Source organism: Mesorhizobium sp. B2-3-15 (assembly GCF_006442875.1).
Taxonomy (GTDB): Bacteria; Pseudomonadota; Alphaproteobacteria; order Rhizobiales; family Rhizobiaceae; genus Mesorhizobium; species Mesorhizobium australicum.
On the sequence record NZ_VFVO01000001.1, the window covers coordinates 73,752 to 90,659 of the forward strand.

General features: G+C 63.6%; 14 protein-coding genes. 4 read left to right on the forward strand and 10 right to left on the reverse strand.

The features are described from left to right. Nucleotides 1-3 precede the first annotated feature (3 nt). Nucleotides 4-921, forward strand: coding sequence for a membrane protein (locus FJ954_RS00345; protein WP_015314275.1), 918 nt, complete (start codon nucleotides 4-6; stop codon nucleotides 919-921). Nucleotides 922-995: 74 nt separating this feature from the next. Here the strand turns inward: FJ954_RS00345 and FJ954_RS00350 are convergent, their stop codons facing one another. From FJ954_RS00350 to FJ954_RS00395, 10 genes are all read right to left on the reverse strand, one after another. Beyond that, nucleotides 996-2,393: an NAD(P)(+) transhydrogenase (Re/Si-specific) subunit beta gene (locus tag FJ954_RS00350; RefSeq protein WP_015314276.1), complete on the reverse strand. Its 1,398-nt coding sequence runs from the start codon at nucleotides 2,391-2,393 to the stop codon at nucleotides 996-998. Nucleotide 2,394: 1 nt separating this feature from the next. After that, entirely contained in the window at nucleotides 2,395-2,823 is a 429-nt protein-coding gene (locus FJ954_RS00355) for a proton-translocating transhydrogenase family protein (protein WP_172220550.1), read from the reverse strand. Beyond that, entirely contained in the window at nucleotides 2,820-4,094 is a 1,275-nt protein-coding gene (locus FJ954_RS00360; RefSeq protein ID WP_140660058.1) for a Re/Si-specific NAD(P)(+) transhydrogenase subunit alpha, read from the reverse strand. The genes FJ954_RS00355 and FJ954_RS00360 overlap by 4 nt, the downstream gene beginning before the upstream one ends. Before the next feature lie 87 nt (nucleotides 4,095-4,181). Continuing rightward, a complete protein-coding gene (locus tag FJ954_RS00365; RefSeq protein ID WP_015314279.1) occupies nucleotides 4,182-4,406 on the reverse strand; it encodes an aa3-type cytochrome c oxidase subunit IV in 225 nt (74 codons plus the stop codon). 162 nt (nucleotides 4,407-4,568) lie between these two features. Continuing rightward, on the reverse strand, nucleotides 4,569-4,718 hold the full coding sequence (locus FJ954_RS00370) for a DUF3096 domain-containing protein (RefSeq protein ID WP_015314280.1): 150 nt from the start codon (nucleotides 4,716-4,718) through the stop codon (nucleotides 4,569-4,571). Nucleotides 4,719-4,861: 143 nt separating this feature from the next. After that, entirely contained in the window at nucleotides 4,862-5,551 is a 690-nt protein-coding gene (locus FJ954_RS00375) for an acyl-homoserine-lactone synthase (RefSeq protein ID WP_246681003.1), read from the reverse strand. A gap of 454 nt (nucleotides 5,552-6,005) precedes the next feature. Then, entirely contained in the window at nucleotides 6,006-8,321 is a 2,316-nt protein-coding gene (locus tag FJ954_RS00380) for an EAL domain-containing protein (RefSeq protein ID WP_015314282.1), read from the reverse strand. A 138-nt stretch (nucleotides 8,322-8,459) separates the two neighbouring features. Further along, a complete protein-coding gene (locus FJ954_RS00385; RefSeq protein ID WP_140660060.1) occupies nucleotides 8,460-11,954 on the reverse strand; it encodes an indolepyruvate ferredoxin oxidoreductase family protein in 3,495 nt (1,164 codons plus the stop codon). A 217-nt stretch (nucleotides 11,955-12,171) separates the two neighbouring features. After that, nucleotides 12,172-12,705, reverse strand: a complete 534-nt coding sequence (locus tag FJ954_RS00390; protein ID WP_224682979.1) for a hypothetical protein — start codon at nucleotides 12,703-12,705, stop codon at nucleotides 12,172-12,174. After that, entirely contained in the window at nucleotides 12,698-13,306 is a 609-nt protein-coding gene (locus tag FJ954_RS00395) for a CGNR zinc finger domain-containing protein (protein WP_140660061.1), read from the reverse strand. Before FJ954_RS00395 ends, FJ954_RS00390 begins: the two co-directional genes overlap by 8 nt. Before the next feature lie 142 nt (nucleotides 13,307-13,448). Between FJ954_RS00395 and FJ954_RS00400 the strand changes: the two genes are divergently transcribed. The 3 genes from FJ954_RS00400 to FJ954_RS00410 all read left to right on the forward strand — a co-directional run bounded on the left by FJ954_RS00400 (nucleotide 13,449) and on the right by FJ954_RS00410 (nucleotide 16,907). Next, nucleotides 13,449-14,354, forward strand: coding sequence for a branched-chain amino acid ABC transporter permease (locus tag FJ954_RS00400; RefSeq protein ID WP_140660062.1), 906 nt, complete (start codon nucleotides 13,449-13,451; stop codon nucleotides 14,352-14,354). Nucleotides 14,355-14,535: 181 nt separating this feature from the next. Beyond that, nucleotides 14,536-15,120 carry a TRAP transporter small permease subunit gene (locus FJ954_RS00405; RefSeq protein ID WP_015314287.1) on the forward strand — a complete coding sequence of 195 codons (585 nt, stop codon included), beginning with the start codon at nucleotides 14,536-14,538 and terminating at the stop codon, nucleotides 15,118-15,120. Then, on the forward strand, nucleotides 15,120-16,907 hold the full coding sequence (locus FJ954_RS00410; protein ID WP_140660492.1) for a TRAP transporter large permease subunit: 1,788 nt from the start codon (nucleotides 15,120-15,122) through the stop codon (nucleotides 16,905-16,907). Before FJ954_RS00405 ends, FJ954_RS00410 begins: the two co-directional genes overlap by 1 nt. The last annotated feature ends 1 nt before the right edge of the window (nucleotide 16,908 follow it).

A 16,908-nucleotide genomic window follows, 5' to 3' on the forward strand; every position in this document is an offset into this window, starting at 1 on the left:
TCGATGCAGTCCACCCTATCGGCTGTCGACGTATCCGCTTCCACGGAATCGTCCTCCACCGCCGTCAGCTGGGGACCGATCATCGCCGGCGCTTTCGCGGCCTCGACGTTGACGTTCATCCTCATGCTGCTCGGCTCAGGCCTTGGGCTCAGCATGGTTTCACCATGGTCGGGCTCTGGCGCGTCAATCACCACCTTCGCGGTTTCCACCGCCGTCTGGCTGGTGATCGTGCAGTGGCTGTCCGCCGGTGTAGGCGGCTACCTTGCGGGCCGGTTGCGGACCAAATGGGTCGGCATCCACACCGACGAAGTCTATTTCCGTGACACTGCGCACGGCTTTCTCGCCTGGGCGCTGGCCACCTTGCTGGTCGCCGGCGTGCTTGGCTCGGCACTTTCCGCCGCGATTGGTTCAGGTGTGCAGGCCGCGTCCACCGTGGCCTCGGGAGCCGCCATGGGTGCGTCGGCCGGCGCCTCGGCGAATGCCAGCGGTGCATCGACCGACAATGCGACCTCCTATCTGGTGGATTCGCTGTTCCGCCCTGCCGATCCGGCCAAGCTCGCCACCGCCAATCCTGCCGACGAAGCCGCCGCGGCCGGGCAGGCCTCGCGGATCCTGATTGCCGGCGCCGTCGCCGGCGAGGTTTCGGCGGAAGACAAGACCTATCTTGCGCAATTGGTCGCCGCGCGCACCGGCCTTTCCGAGGCTGATGCCAAGACGCGTGTCGACACGGTGCTGGCGAAGGCGCAGGACGCAAAGGTCAAGGCGAAGCAGGCGGCCGACACGGCAAGGAAAGCAAGCGCCACTTTCGCGCTTCTCGGCGCCTTGTCGCTGGTCATCGGCGCCTTCATCGCCAGTGCGGCCGCAGCGCTCGGCGGCAGGCAGCGCGATGAAGAGGAAGCGGTGTTCCTGACCAACGGCTGAAGGCAGCATCACGCCAAAATTACAGAGCCCGGCATCGACCGGGCTCTTTCTATTCGACGATCAAGACCGACCGGTCAGTGATCCATCGCCTTGACGATTTCCTCGGTCATCTTCTTGGCGTCGCCGAGCAGCATCATGGTGCCGTCCTTGTAGAACAGCGTGTTGTCGATGCCGGCATAGCCGGACCCGAGCGAGCGCTTGACGAACAGGCAGGTGCGGGCCTTGTCGACGTCGAGGATCGGCATGCCGTAGATGGGCGACGACTTGTCGTCGCGCGCGGACGGGTTGGTGACGTCGTTGGCGCCGATGACGTAGGCGACGTCGGCCTGGGCAAACTCCGAGTTGATGTCCTCGAGCTCGAATACTTCGTCGTACGGCACGTTGGCTTCGGCGAGCAGCACATTCATGTGGCCGGGCATGCGGCCGGCGACGGGGTGGATGGCATATTTGACGTCGACGCCGTTGGCCTTGAGCTTGTCGGCCATTTCACGCAGCGCATGCTGCGCCTGGGCGACCGCCATGCCGTAACCCGGCACGATGATGACCTTCTGCGCGTTCATCATGAGGTAGGCGGCATCGTCGGCCGAACCCTGCTTGACGGTGCGCTCGATGCCGTCATCGGCCGCAGCGGCGGTCTCGCCGCCGAAGCCGCCGAGGATGACCGAGATGAAGCTTCGGTTCATGCCCTTGCACATGATGTAGGACAGGATCGCGCCCGACGAGCCGACCAGCGCGCCGGTGATGATCAGCGCCAGATTGCCGAGCGTGAAGCCAAGGGCGGCGGCCGCCCAGCCGGAATAGGAATTCAGCATCGATACGACCACCGGCATGTCGGCGCCACCGATCGGGATGATCAGGAGCACGCCGAGCACCAGCGAGGCGGCAACGATCAGCCAGAACACCAGTTTCGATTCCGTGGTGACCAGCAGCACGATCAGCACGATCAGGGCCACGCCAAGGGCAGCGTTGATGACGTGACGGCCGCCGATCATGATCGGCTTGCCCGACATGCGGCCGTCGAGCTTCAGGAAGGCAATGACTGACCCGGTGAAGGTGATGGCGCCGATGGCGACGCCAAGGCTCATCTCGACCAGCGCCTGGGCATGGATGTCGCCATCCGTGCCGATGCCGAAGCTTTCCGGCGCATAGATGGCCGCGGCGGCCACCATGACGGCGGCAAGGCCGACGAGCGAGTGGAAGGCGGCGACCAGTTGCGGCATCGAGGTCATGGCGATGCGGCGCGCGGTGACGGCGCCGACGCCACCGCCAATGGCGAGGCCAAGCACGATCAGGCCGAAGCGACCGGCGGACGGGGTTGCCAGCGCCAGCGTGGTGGCAATGGCGATGCCCATGCCGATCATGCCGTAGAGATTGCCCTGCCGGCTGGTGGTCGGATGCGAGAGGCCGCGCAACGCCATGATGAACAGGACGCCGGATACCAGATAGAGGAAGGAGGCGAGATTGACGGTCACGTCACTTGTCCTTCTTCTTGTACATGGCCAGCATGCGCTGGGTGACGAGAAAGCCGCCGAAGATGTTGACCGAGACCAGCATCAGCGCGACGAAACCGAAGCCGGCGGCGACGCCGGAGGCCGCGATGCCGACGGCGAGCAGCGCACCGACGACGATGACGGACGAGATGGCGTTGGTGACGGCCATCAGCGGCGTGTGCAGTGCCGGGGTCACCGACCAGACGACGTAATAGCCGACGAAGATCGCCAGGATGAAGATGGCGAAACGGAAGACGAAGGGATCGATGGCCCCGCCCGAGAGCGCATGCGCGGCATCACCGGCCGCGTCGGCACCGCCTGGGGCATTGGCCAGGTTCTGCACCGCGAGCCGAACGGCAGCGCTTGCCTGGTCGAGCTGATCCAGGGCTTTCTGCAAGGTCTGGTCCATCACGCGGTCCCTTTCGGCTTCGGCGAGGGTGACTTGGATGCGGCGGGCTTCCCGGGCGCGGCCTTCCTGGGCGCGGCCGTGGCATCGGCGACCATGGTCGTGGCCGGGATCGCGGCCGGCTCGACATAAGGCTGCTGGTCGGCCTTGGCGAAGGCCGGATGAACGACCTTGCCGCCGTCGGTCAGCATGGTTGCCTTGACCAGATCGTCGTCGCGATTGATGGCAAGCGTCTTGGTCGTCTTGTCGACGAGCGTCTCGACGAAGGCGAACAGGTTCCTGGCATAAAGCAGCGAGGCGGATGCCGCGATGCGACCTGGCACGTTGAGATGACCGACGATCTTCACATTGTTGACCGTGGTGACGATCTTGCCGGCCTCGGCGCCCTCGACATTGCCGCCACGCTCGACGGCGAGGTCGATGATCACCGAGCCCGGCTTCATCGAGGCGACCATCGCCGCCGACACCAGCTTCGGCGCAGGCCGGCCGGGGATCAGCGCCGTGGTGATGACGATGTCCTGCTTGGCGATGTGTTCGGCGGTCAGCGCCGCCTGCTTGGCCTGGTACTCCTTCGACATTTCCTTGGCGTAGCCGCCGGCCGTCTCGGCGGCCTTGAACTCCTCGTCCTCGACTGCGAGGAACTTCGCGCCGAGCGAGGCGACTTGTTCCTTGGCGGCGGGCCGAACGTCGGTGGCGGTGACGACGGCACCGAGACGGCGCGCGGTGGCGATCGCCTGCAGGCCGGCAACGCCGACGCCCATGATGAAGACCTTGGCCGCCGGCACCGTGCCAGCCGCCGTCATCATCATCGGCAGCGCCCGGTCGTATTCGGCGGCTCCGTCGATCACCGCCTGGTAGCCGGCAAGATTGGCCTGGCTGGACAGGACGTCCATCGATTGCGCGCGGGTGATGCGCGGCATGAACTCCATCGAGAAGGCGGTGACGCCGGCTTTGGCCAAGGCCGCGACAGCCGCATCGTTGCCGTAGGGATCCATGATGGCGATCACCGCGGCGCCGGATTTGTAACTCTTCAGCTCGGCATCCGTTGGCCGGCGAACCTTCAGCACGACATCGGCATTGGCGACATCCGAGGCCTTGCCGATGACAGCACCCGTCTTGGCAAACTCTTCGTCGGGGATACGCGAGCGGGTGCCGGCTCCGGCTTCGACGATCACGTCGAAACCCAGGGCCGTCAGCCGCTTCACCGTATCGGGCGAAGCCGCGACACGCGGCTCGTTCGCGTCGAGCTCACGAGGGATGAAAACCGTCTGTCCCACCGCATGATCCTTTCGGCCGGAACCTGTCTGCGCGAAGTGTCGACCGGGATATCCGGCGACGTCAACCGCAAGAGCGTTTTGGAAGGTCTATCGCAGAATGAAGGCGCCGACTGCCAGAATAAGCACGAACAGGATCAGCGCAGAGAAGAAGCCGCCCGCGAAGAAGCCGAAAGCCATCGCCAGGAGAAGCGCGCCGCAGAAGAGCGAGCCATATTTGGCCAGCGCCAGGAAGCCCGCATAGGTGCGGTCATGCTCGGCATAGTCCATCTTCGCGCCCAGTTCTACAGGACCGCTCGGCGTGTGCTCAGCCATAGGAATACCCCTTCGAAGACATCTTTCAGGCACATACCGAAAAGCTGGGCGCAGGGCAATGGCGCTATTGCCGCATCGCAGCCGACAACTCCCTCAAGGGAAAATTGAAACTGGCGGCCGATGCCCGCGGGGATGGCTTTTGCGCGAGCCCTGCCCAGCGTCTCAGCCAGCAAGGTGAGGAAAAAGCCCGAGCAGCCCAACGACAATCAGATAGAGCGCGACGATGTAGTTCAGGAGCCGCGGCATGATCAGGATCAGCACGCCGGCGATCAGCGAGATAAGCGGTGTGAGCGCGAGCGAGTGGATGGTCATGACCGTATTCCTTCCCACGAACAATGCGACAGGAGCCCGGGGCGAAATGCCCGTTGGGCAGGATCGCGGCGACACTCGATGGCGATGCCGCTACCTATAACGGCGAAGCCGCGGGAAGGTTCAGATGCAAGGACGACGCCCGTTCAGGCAGCATCGCGGTAGTATTTCGCCGTCGGCACTATGGACAGCGGCGTCAGCCGGTTGATGGCCGGATTGGCGAACATCATCCGCTGTTCCACGGCTGTCGACTTAAAGAACGGAAACCGTTCGAGTGTCTGGCGCAAGTTTTCGCCGCACGGGATTTCGAACAGAGCGATCGGCGCAAGGACTCCCGGGAACACCTTGCCCTCTGTCCTCTGAACGGCATGAAAGATACGAGCATAGTAAGCGGAGTGCTCGATCTTGACCGGCGTTAGCACTGCGGTAAGCCCAAAGTAAGAAGCGGCCACCATGCCAAGCCTGAGCGTGAGAAAAGGCAGAACTCCGGGCGCGGGCGCACTGTCGGCATCGGTTGCGAAACGAGTCCCGTCGATGAACGTCTCTCCGCGGGCAAGCCGCTCGGCCAATATTTCCGGATAGGCATCGACGGACGGCGAATGAGGGTGCTCTCTGGAAATGTAGTGAAGCCGTAACGTGCTGACCAGGTGTCCATCGAAATAGACGCCGAACCGATAGGAATTCGGCAGATTGTCCCAGCGATCCTCGAACATCCCGCTGGCGATCGGGCCGCACATGCCCGATTGCAGGTAGGATTGATAGCGAAGGCGGTAGATCGCCTCCAGATCCTCGCCTCCAGTGATGAGACGGTAGTCGACATGCTCCAGCAATTGCATGATCGACTGGTTCAGCGCCGACCCAGCATTGGAGCTGGCGCCAGCCCGCGCATCGTTTCTCGCAGCATCCATTCTCAAGTCCTCGTATCCGCCGTGAACAGGCTATTCGAGTTAAAATGAGACACAAGCCGAAAATTGGATCCCGTTGGTTTACCACTTGTTAACCTTAACAGCCGGAGGTCCTTGGCTGCGGAGTGGTTGCTGAAGGGGCAGCTTGGATGTTCTAGTCCAAGGCTTCATTCTCACGAAGGGCGCGCTGCAGACTCGGGCGCGAAAAGCACTGGAGCGTTCCGCTTCGACAGATGCGTCGATCCGGTCAAATCTTTCGCTTCTTCAAATTCGGCCAAAACTACTGCACGCTTTGCTTAGGTTTTTTCGCGATCAACCGAATATTGTGGTTCGTAGCTGCCGCACGATCCAAGCAACGCGTAATATCAACTCGGCGAGGACGAAGTTAGCCGACTGTGCGCTTTGCGGCGAGACGCAGATCCGCGGCAAACGGCCAGGTGACGTTCGACATCGTCTCGATGCCCGACGCGCTGAGCGCCGCTCCGAACAGAAAGCCCTGGACAAGATCCGGCTTCACCGAATGCATGAGGACCTTAAGCTGCTCGAATGTTTCCACGCCTTCGATGGTGACGGTGAGCCCCAGGACACGGGTCAGGTCGACGACACCCTTCAACAGCTCGAGCGAGCGTGGATTGTGGGTAACATCCATAACGAACGACCGGTCGATCTTGATCTTGTCGAGCGGAAGCTTGTGCAGATAGCTCAGGCTTGAATAGCCGGTGCCGAAATCGTCGAGGGCGATGCGGACGCCAAGCTGCTTCAGTTCCTCGATATACTGGCGGGTCAGGGATTTGTCGTCGAGCAGCGCGGTTTCCGTGACTTCGATCTCCAGGCGGCTAGCATCGAGGCCGGAGTTAGCCAACGCATCGCGCACCTTTTGGATGACGTCGCGGCTGCGGAAATCTCTCGCCGAGAGATTGACCGAGACGCTGGTCTGGTCAGGCCATTTGGCGCATTCGGTGCAAGCTGCATGCAGCACAAAGGTGCTGATCTCGGAAATGATGCCCATCTCCTCAGCCAGGGGAATGAAGATGCCGGGCGAAATCGGTCCGAGATCGGGATGGTCCCAGCGGCAGAGCGCCTCGCAGCTGGCGATGCGCATGGTGTTCATCGCCACGATGGGCTGGTAGACGACCCGCAGTTCCCTGCCTTCCACGGCGCTGCGCAGATCCGCCTTCATCAGCTGGCGATTGCGGAATGCGGCATCCATTGCCGCCTCGAACAGCCGCCACCCGTTCTTGCCGAGTTCCTTGGCCTTGTAGAGCGCCAGGTCCGCCTTGACGATCATGGCGTCGACATCGGTTCCGCCGACCTTGGACAGCACCGCGCCGGCGCTGGCCTGGATCCGCAACCCGTGGCCCGCCACGTCGACCTCTCCCTGCAGCTCGGCGAAAATCTGGTCGAGCAGGCTCTCCAGATGGCTCTCGTCATCGATGCGGTCGAAGAACAGCATGAACTCGTCGCCACCGAAGCGGCTGACGGTAAGGCCTTGCCCGGCGATGGCCGCCAGCCGGTCGGCCACGGCGTAGATCAGCCCGTCGCCGACGGGATGGCCGAGCGTGTCGTTGACGCTCTTGAAATCGTCGAGGTCGATCACGGCGAGGCCGCACAGGCGATCCCGGTCGCCGGAGGCCATCAGCTCGCCGACCAGTTCGTGGAAATAGGCGCGGTTGGGAAGGCCGGTGAGATTGTCGTAGCGCGCCATGAAGCGGATCTTTTCCTCCGCTTCGACGCGCGCCGTGACATCCTCGAAGGTGATCACGCCGAGTTCCTGGCTGCCTTCGCGCGCGGAGAATTCGTAATGCTGGCCGTTGGCGAGCGAAACAAGCACCTTGCGGTCCCTGCCCTCGCGCAGCGCGCGCGTCAGCTGCGCCTCGACGTAGCGGCAGTCCTTCGGCGCCAGCATGCCGCCGGCGACGCCGCGCATCAGAAGCCCGTGGATGGAGCGCCCGAGCAGCGCGTCGGCCGATTTCAGCGACATCAGGTGGGCGGCCTCGGCATTGGCGACCGCGACGCGCCCATCAGGGCCGAGCATGACCAGGCCGTGCGACATGGTGTTGAGCGCGCGGTCGAACTTGCGCGTTATGCTTTTCGCCTGCTTGTGGCCGATGACCGCCGAAAACAGCACATTGCGAACATGGTCGGCGCTGTTGATGGTAATGAACGTCATCGGGAAGATCATCAGACCAAGGACGACGGACGGGGCATCCAGACGCAGCAGGAGCGCAAGCGCCGCCGGACCAATGAAGGTTACAGAAAAAATCCGCACCATGCGCGGAGACCCGTAATTACGGGCGACAACCGTGACCAGGGTCGCCAGGGTCAGCGACATTGCCGCCAGTTCGGCGAATGGGTCGGGATACACATAGATCGACACGAAGCACAGCGCACCCAATCCGAGGCCCTGCAAGCAGCCCTTGAGGATGTAACTGCGCTCCAATCGGTGTGCGTGTTCGACGTCGGCAATCACGCCGCCCGTCTTCAGGAAGCTGCGAATACCGAAATAACGCAGAAGGCTGATCGGCAGTAGAATAAAAGAAAAGGCCAGAAACAACGGATTTTGCGTGCGCAGATAAATCATGAATCCGAGGATCCAGTAGCACGCGCCACCGATCACCAACATGTGCGCGTTGTCGAACAACGACCGCACAAATTGGATATAGACATCCGCGGGGATGCTTTCGGTCTTTGTTTTGCCCATATGATCGGCCCAACGCTAAGCCTTGTCATGCCACAACCGCCTTAAGAAAGGCTTAGACAGAGGGCTTAAGCTACAGCTTCGGCCGACCCGCCTCGGCAAGAGGAACCTTGCAGCAGGCTTCAGGCATGGGTGGAGAAATCACTCAGCGGCACTGAGAACCGGTACCGGCATGGTTTGGGTCAGTCGCTGGAGCAGTCTGGAGCGCTCGCCCGCCGCCTTTTCGGCGCTTGCCTGCCGGACATGGCCATAGCCGCGGATCAGCGCCGGGACCGAGACCAGGGCTACCGCGGCCTCGATCTTGCCCGGCGTCAGCGAACTGGCCACGAGCTGTAGATCGGCCTCGTACTGCGCCAGCAATTGCCGCTCCATGCGCCGCTCGGCGGTGTAGCCGAACAGGTCGAAGGCCGTGCCGCGCAGGCCCTTCATCGCGGCCAGCAGGCGAAAGCCTTTCATCATCCACGGGCCGAAGCTCGATTTCCTGGGTTTGCCGTCATTGCCGCGACGTCCCATGATCGGCGGGGCGAGATGGAATTCAAGTTTCTCGTAGCTCTGGAACTGCATGCCAAGCGCGGCGGCGAAGGAGCCGTCGGTATAGAGCCGCGCAACCTCGTATTCGTCCTTGATCGCCATCAGCTTGAACAGGCTTTTGGCGGCGGCTTCGGTCACGTCGGTCGAACCCGGCACGGCCTTCGTTTCTGACCCTCGCAGCGTCGATATCCTGTCGGCGTAGCGCTTGCCGTAAGCAGCGTTCTGATAGGCCGTGAGGAAGGCAACACGGCGGGCGATGATATCGTCCAGTGTCTCGGCGACCGGACCGGCCTGTCCGGCCTTGTCGCCGAGGGTTGCGGACGGCTGGGCGATGAGGCCGCGCACGAAATCCGGCTGATGCGCGGCGCGGCGGCCCCAGCGGAAAGCAGCGATGTTCATCGCCACCGCTTCGCCATTCAATTCGATGGCCTTTTCGACGGCTTCGGCCGAGAGCGGCAGACCGCCGTACTGGAAGGCAAAGCCGAGCATGAACATGTTGGCGCCGAGCGAATTGCCGAACAGGGCTGTGGCGGTGCGGGTGGCGTCGAAGAAATGCGCCTTGTCGTCACCGGCCGCTGAGCGGATCGCCTTCTTCAGGCGCTCGATCGGCAGCGAGAAATCGGCCGATCGAGCAAATTCGCCCGGCATGATCTCGGCGGTGTTAGCGAGGAAGATCGTATGCCCCTCGCGCACCGCCGTCAGCACTTTCTTGGCGCCTGACACGACCAGATCGCAGCCGAGCACGAGGTCGGCCTTCCCCGCCGAAACGCGGATGGCATTGATGTCTTCCGGTGGGCGGGCGATGCGGACATGGGTGAACACCGAGCCACCCTTCTGGGCGAGGCCGGCCATGTCGATCATGCCGCAACCCTTGTCCTCCAGATGCGCCGCCATGCCGAGCACGGCACCGACGGTGACGACGCCGGTGCCGCCGACGCCGTCGATGATCGCCGCCCAGCCCTCGACGCCGAGCGGGAATTCGGCTGGCATGGGCACGCCTTCAAGCGGGTCGGTCCCGCCGGCCAGGCCCTCGGCCTTGCGGATCTTGGCACCGTGCACGGTGACGAAGGACGGGCAGAAACCGTTGACGCAGGAGAAATCCTTGTTGCAGCTCGACTGGTCGATCTTGCGCTTGCGGCCGAATTCGGTTTCGACCGGCTGGATCGAGACGCAGTTCGATTGCACGCCGCAATCGCCGCAGCCTTCGCAGACCAGTTCGTTGATGAAGACGCGCTTGTCGGGATCGGGAAAGGTGCCGCGCTTGCGACGACGGCGCTTTTCGGCGGCGCAGGTCTGGTCGTATAGCAGGATCGATACGCCCTTGACGTCGCGCAGCTCGCGCTGGACGAGGTCGAGGTCCTCGCGGTGGTGGATAGTGGCGCCGGCCGGGAATTCGGCCTTCCCGGCATATTTGTCGGGTTCGTCGGTGACGATGGCAATGCGGTCGACGCCCTCTGCCCGCACCTGCCTGGCGATCATGTCCACCGTCAGCCCGCCCTCATGCGGCTGGCCCCCAGTCATGGCGACGGCGTCGTTGTAGAGGATTTTGTAGGTGATGTTGGCCTCGCTCGAGAGGGCGAAGCGGATCGCCAGCGTGCCGGAATGGTTGTAGGTGCCGTCGCCGAGGTTCTGGAAGATGTGGTCGCGCCTGGAGAACGGCGCCTGGCCGACCCATTGCGCCCCCTCGCCGCCCATGGCGGTAAAGCCAACTGTGTTGCGATCCATCCACAGCGCCATGAAGTGACAGCCGATGCCAGCAGCGGCGATCGAGCCGTCAGGCACCTTGGTCGAGGAATTGTGCGGACAGCCCGAACAGAAGAAGGGTGTGCGCGAGCCGATGTCGGTGGCATCGGCCAGCATCGCCTGGAACTGGCGTAGCTTGGCTACCCTGGCCGAAATCTCTTCGGATGGGCCGATGGTCTTGAGGATTCTCTCGCCGAGCGCAATGGCGATCTCGTTGGGGTCGAGCGCCCCCTTGGCCGGAAACAGCCAGTCGCCGCGCTCGTCCTTCTTGCCGACGATGGCCGGCTGCGAGGCCGTGCCGTAAAGGCTTTCGCGCAGTTGCACCTCGATGAGGGAGCGTTTCTCCTCGACGACGACGATGGTGTCGAGACCGCGCGCGAAGTCGGCGATGTGCTGCAGGTCGAGCGGCCAGGGGCAGCCGACCTTGAACAGCCGCACGCCGATGCGGTTGGCGGCCGCCTCGTCGATGCCGATATCCTCCAGCGCCTGGCGGACATCGAGATAGCTCTTGCCCAGCGTGATGATGCCGAGTTTCGGATTGCTGCCGCCCGAATAGACGAGCCTGTTCAGCCCATTGGCATGGATGAAGGCGGAGGCCGCGGCACGCTTGTGTTCATGCAGCCGTTCTTCCTGGCCGAGCATGTCGATCTCGTGGCGGATGTTGAGGCCGCCCGGCGGCATGTCGAAATCCGGGACGACGATGTTCAACCGTTGGAGCGAGGCGTCGACCGAAGCCGTCGATTCGATGTTGTCCTTGACGCATTTGATCGCCGCCCAGGTGCCGGCGAAGCGCGACATGGCAAAGCCGTACAGGCCATAGTCGATGATCTCCTGGACACCGGCCGGGTTGAGGATCGGCACCATGGTGTCGACGAAGAGGAATTCCGTGGCGTGCGCATTGGTCGAGGATTCGGCCATGTGGTCGTCGCCCATGAGCGCAAGGACGCCGCCATGTCTGGACGAGCCGGCGAGATTGGCGTGGCGGAACACGTCGCCCGAACGATCGACGCCCGGCCCCTTGCCGTACCAGACCGAAAAAACGCCATCATGGGTGCCCTCGCCCAGCAGTTCCGTCTGCTGCGAGCCCCAGCAGGCGGTGGCGGCCAGCTCTTCGTTGAGGCCGGGCTGGAAAACGATGTCGGCCCCGGCGAGCTGCTTTTTCGCCTTCCACAGCTGCATGTCGAGGCCACCGAGCGGCGAGCCGCGATAGCCGGAGACGAAGCCAGCCGTGTTCAGGCCGGCGCGGCGGTCGCGCTCGCGCTGCATCAGGAGCATGCGGATGACCGCCTGCGCGCCGGACAGGAAGATGCGCTCCTTTCCAAGATCAAACTTGTCGTCGAGCGCGACATCGTGCAGCGTCATCAGGCATTTCCTCTGCGAAGGCCGCGCGGGGCAGCAGCCAACGTCGGGATCGGATGACGCATCCTTTCTCCCCTTGCAAGGCAGGTCAAACAAAATCGAAAGGACCGGCCAACGCGCGACAAGCAGTTCGGCGGGCGCTGGATCACGTATGAAACGGTGCGCCGACAGCGCGATGGCATACGAAAATTCCAGCCGAAATCGATGCCGTCGGAAGGTGTCAGCCGGCTTTCGAGCAGTCCGGCTTCGGCTCGCCCGGCAGCTTGCCGTCGGGATGACCGACGAGGTCGGGATTGGCCGTGTAGAGCTGGTCGATGACCAGCGGCCGATCGGGCAGGATGGACTGGTCTTCCGTCGACATCAGCGTGGTGTCGATCTCCTGCAGGACCGCGCCATCGGCGCCCTTGATGCTGATGGCGATGGCATAGGGCTTGTTCCTGACAACGCAGGTCAGCGCCGGGCTTTCCAGGCTCACCTTGTCGAGCTTCGGCCAGATCTTCTGCTCGACCACGAAGGGATCGCCACCGGCGGGGTTCTGGAAACTGGCAACCGCCACCTGACCCTCGCCCATCGGCCGCAAGGGTCTCAGCGTCACGACATAGGTCGCCCTGGCGAGGCGGTAGTTGAAGACGAATATCTTGCCGGAAACTTCAAACAGCTTGCCTTCACCGCCGGTATCCCGGCAAGCGCCAAGCGTCATCGCCGCGATCAGCGCCGCGCCAGCAACCGTCGAGCGGGAAAGAATTCTAGGCATTCCTGACCTCATTGGCCGCCATGCGGCGGCGATAGTGACGGCTTGCCTTCTGCCTGTTGCCGCACACCGCCATGTCGCACCAAAGGCGGCTGGAATTGCGGCTTCTGTCGACGAACAGCCAGGTGCAATTGGGACAGATCCTGAGCCTCGCGACGGTGTCGTCACGCAGCAGGGAAAGCGCCGAAACCGCCAGTGCCGCCTCGAAGGCGATCGGCGTCGCCGGATCGCCGAACGGCCGTCCCTGCGCCCCGATCTCGGTCCCGCCGGCGGCCAGGCCGTCGGCGCAGGACCGCAGGAATTCGGGCAGATCGGCGGTGGCGACCGCGCCTTTCAACACAGCGCCTCGAAACAGCCTATCGGTCGTCTCGCGGATCGACAGCACGACGGGCGCGATTGCCGCCGGCGAGGACACCGCCAGCCGCCTGTCGCCAAGCTCGGCGGCGCGAAAGCCGCTAGCCGCGTCGGCGAAGCGGGCGATTTCGGCCGGATCGTCGAAGCGGTCGAATGTGCGCTCCGGATCGCCGCGCAGCACGACGGTGTTCGCCGTGTCGAGCGCGAGCAGGCCGCCGGTGAAGCGGTGAGGAGTCCAGGCAACTGTCATTTCCGGAAATCTAACCGATAAATCGCGTTTGACAAGTTAGATTCGGCGATGCAAACCTCGGATGCGCAGGGTATCGTCGCCTTTGTCCGCTCCGCGCTTGTCCTATTCCCTCTTGGGCGGGATGCTTCTGGTGTTGTCGAGCATGCTTTACTTCTTCCAGCAGGTGCTGAACGGGCTGCATTCGGGTGCGCTCTATGCGTTGCTCGCCTTCGGCTATGTGCTGACCAACGGCATTCTGCACCGCACCAACCTCGCCTATGGGGCGCTGTTTGCCTTTTGCGGCCAGGCAATGATCCTGAGCGTCGCCTTCGGCTACCAAGTGCTGTGGCTGACGCTGCTGGCTTCGGTGCTGTTCGGCGTCCTCGCGGCGTTCCTCTATGCGGCGCTCATCAGCCATGTCCTGTCGCGCAGCGTCTTCGAGCCGTTGGCCGACCGCTCGCCCAACGCCATCGTGGTGACGACGCTCGGCATCCTGCTCGTCCTGTCGGAAGCAAGCCGCATCGCCGCCGACACACATGATCTGTGGCTGCCGCCGATGCTGGCCGAGCCCGTCGTTTTCGCCGAAGCCTCCGGATTCAAGGCGACGCTGACGCTGATCCAGGTGCTCGACTGCGCCGTGGTCGTGGCGGCGGTCGCCCTCGCCACCTGGGCATTTGCCCGCTCAAACTTCGGCCGGTGCTGGCGCGCCGTCTCCGACGACCCCAGGGCCGCCGCCCTATGCGGCGTCGACGTGCGCGGCGTGTTCCGGCGTGCCGTGCTGTTCGGCGGCTTCTGCGCCGCGCTGGCCGGGGTCATGGCCAGCCTCTACTACGGCAATGTCAGCTTCGGTTCCGGCCTTGTCTACGGCCTGAAGATCCTGTTCGTGACGGCGGTCGGCGGTTATCTCTCACCGCCAAGGGCAGCGCTGGGCGCGGCCGCTTTCGGCATGGCCGAATCACTGTGGGCCGGCTATTTCCCGGCCGAATGGCGCGATGCCTGGATGTATCTGTTCCTGGTTGCCATGCTGATCCTGATCGGCGCCGGCCGCGACACCGGCAAGGTCGTCTGATCCCGTCAGACTTTGGTTGCATGACGTCTCTTCAGGCCGCGGTTTTCCACCGTGCCGCGAGCGCCGATTGGCCTGCATCCTTCGTCCCCGTGTTGACCAACCGGACCACGCACTGCATACGGTTGGGCCAGGCGGCGCGACGAAAAGGGCGATCGCGCGTCACCGCATCAGGGAGGAATGCATGGCAGGGCTTCTCGCTCTATCCAGAACGATCGATCGTATGAACGAGTTCATCGGCAAATCGGTATCCTGGCTGATCCTGCTGGCGATCCTGGTGAGTGCGGCCAACGCGGTCATCCGCAAGGTGTTCGACACCTCGTCCAACGCCTGGCTGGAGCTGCAATGGTACCTGTTCGGAGCCGCCTTCATGCTGGCCGCCGCCTACACGCTGAAACAGAACGAGCATATCCGCATCGATATCGTCTACGGCCTGTTTTCACGCCGCGTGCAGCACTGGATCGACCTCTTCGGCCACGTCTTTTTCCTGATGCCGTTCGTGACGCTGATGGTGTTCTATTTCGTGCCCTACGTGTCGCTGTCGTTTCACAGCGGCGAGATGTCGACCAACGCCGGCGGCCTGATCGTGTGGCCGGCCAAGGCGATCCTGCTGGTCGGCTTTTTCCTGCTCGCGCTGCAGGGCATTTCCGAGATCATCAAGAAGATCGCCATCATGCGCGGCGTCATTGAGGATCCCAACCCATTCATTTCCGTGCACGAACAGGCTGAACTCGAAGCCAAGGCGCTCGCCGAAGAGGTGCGTTCGTGATGGAGTTCATCGCCCAGAACATGGCGCCGATCATGTTCGCCTCGCTGATCCTGTTCATGCTGATCGGCTATCCCGTCGCCTTTTCGCTCGCCGCCAACGGCTTGATGTTCTTCTTCATCGGCGTGCTTCTGACGCCCTATTCGGGCGGCGCGATCAATCTCGCATGGCCGCTGCTCTATGCGCTGCCGGACAATTTCTACGGCAGCCGGGTGATGTCGAACGACACGCTGCTGGCGATCCCGTTCTTCACCTTCATGGGCATCGTGCTCGAACGATCGGGCATGGCCGAAGACCTGCTCGACACGATCGGCCAGTTGTTCGGGCCCGTCCGAGGCGGCCTCGCCTACGCGGTGATCTTCGTTGGCGCACTGCTGGCGGCGACCACAGGCGTGGTGGCGGCGTCCGTCATCGCCATGGGACTGATCTCGCTGCCGATCATGCTGCGCTATGGTTATGACCGCCGGGTGGCATCCGGCGTCATCGCGGCGTCGGGCACGCTCGCCCAGATCATTCCGCCATCGCTGGTGCTGATCGTTCTCGCCGACCAGCTCGGCCGCTCTGTCGGCGACATGTATGCCGGCGCCCTGATCCCCGGCCTGGTGCTGACCGGCCTATACACGCTCTACATCGTGATCATGTCGATCGTCCGACCAAAGTCGATGCCGGCCCTGCCGCTCGAGGCGCGGACGCTCGGCCATGGCGTGGTGTCGTTGCTGATCGCGTTGATAGCGGCCATTGCGGTCGCCTATGCCGCCTACCGTTACCTGGTGCCCGCTCATGGCGACAATGCCGATATTCTCGGCGCGACGGTCGGCGTCGTCTTCATCTACATCGTCGCGATCCTCGACCGCAGCCTGAACATCAACATGATGTCGCGGCTGGCGCAGCAGGTCGTGATCGTGCTGATCCCGCCGCTGGCGCTGATCTTCCTGGTGCTGGGCACCATCTTCCTCGGCATCGCCACCCCAACCGAGGGCGGCGCGATGGGCGCGGTCGGTGCGCTGGCGATGGCGGCAATGAAGGGCCGGCTGTCGATGGACGTGATCAAGCAGGCGCTGGCCTCGACGACGCGGCTGTCGTCCTTCGTGCTGTTCATCCTGATCGGCGCGCGGGTGTTCTCGCTGACCTTCTACGGCGTCAACGGCCAGATCTGGGTCGAGCATCTCTTGACCTCGCTGCCGGGCGGCGAAGTCGGCTTCCTGATCGGCGTCAACATGCTCGTCTTCTTCCTCGCCTTCTTCCTCGATTTCTTCGAACTGGCCTTCATCATCGTGCCGCTGCTGGCGCCGGCGGCCGACAAGCTCGGCATCGACCTGATCTGGTTCGGCGTGCTCCTGGGCGTCAACATGCAGACCAGCTTCATGCATCCACCATTCGGCTTCGCGCTGTTCTACCTGCGCTCGGTCGCTGCCCGCGTGCCCTATCTCGATCGCCTGACCGGCAAGCAGATCGCGCCGGTGACAACGGGCCAGATCTATTGGGGCGCGGTGCCATTCGTCTGCATCCAGGTGATCATGATCGGCCTGACCATCGCCTTCCCGCAAATGGTGATGCGCTACAAGGGCACGGCCGTCGATTCCGGCACGATCGACTACACGGTGCCCGGGGTGCCCAGCCTGTCGCCGCTCGGCGCGCCGGACGGTGGCGGCGCGCCTGCCAATGGCGGCGCCGCACCGACGGCGCCCAGCACGCCCGATCTGTCGCAGCCCCCGAATTTCGGCGATGCGCCGCCGGCCAAGCCGGCTGCACCCGCGCCGGACCTGTCGCAACCGCCGAGCTTCAATTGAT

Excerpts from the sequence above, each read along its gene's own strand:
- FJ954_RS00380 (WP_015314282.1), bottom strand. The coding sequence starts at position 8,321 with ATGGGCAAAACAAAGACCGAAAGCATCCCCGCGGATGTCTATATCCAA.
- FJ954_RS00370 (WP_015314280.1), bottom strand. The coding sequence starts at position 4,718 with ATGACCATCCACTCGCTCGCGCTCACACCGCTTATCTCGCTGATCGCC.
- FJ954_RS00385 (WP_140660060.1), bottom strand. The coding sequence starts at position 11,954 with ATGACGCTGCACGATGTCGCGCTCGACGACAAGTTTGATCTTGGAAAG.
- FJ954_RS00365 (WP_015314279.1), bottom strand. The coding sequence starts at position 4,406 with ATGGCTGAGCACACGCCGAGCGGTCCTGTAGAACTGGGCGCGAAGATG.
- FJ954_RS00345 (WP_015314275.1), top strand. The coding sequence starts at position 4 with ATGCAGTCCACCCTATCGGCTGTCGACGTATCCGCTTCCACGGAATCG.
- FJ954_RS00390 (WP_224682979.1), bottom strand. The coding sequence starts at position 12,705 with ATGCCTAGAATTCTTTCCCGCTCGACGGTTGCTGGCGCGGCGCTGATC.
- FJ954_RS00395 (WP_140660061.1), bottom strand. The coding sequence starts at position 13,306 with ATGACAGTTGCCTGGACTCCTCACCGCTTCACCGGCGGCCTGCTCGCG.
- FJ954_RS00405 (WP_015314287.1), top strand. The coding sequence starts at position 14,536 with ATGGCAGGGCTTCTCGCTCTATCCAGAACGATCGATCGTATGAACGAG.
- FJ954_RS00400 (WP_140660062.1), top strand. The coding sequence starts at position 13,449 with ATGCTTTACTTCTTCCAGCAGGTGCTGAACGGGCTGCATTCGGGTGCG.
- FJ954_RS00410 (WP_140660492.1), top strand. The coding sequence starts at position 15,120 with ATGGAGTTCATCGCCCAGAACATGGCGCCGATCATGTTCGCCTCGCTG.
- FJ954_RS00375 (WP_246681003.1), bottom strand. The coding sequence starts at position 5,551 with ATGCAATTGCTGGAGCATGTCGACTACCGTCTCATCACTGGAGGCGAG.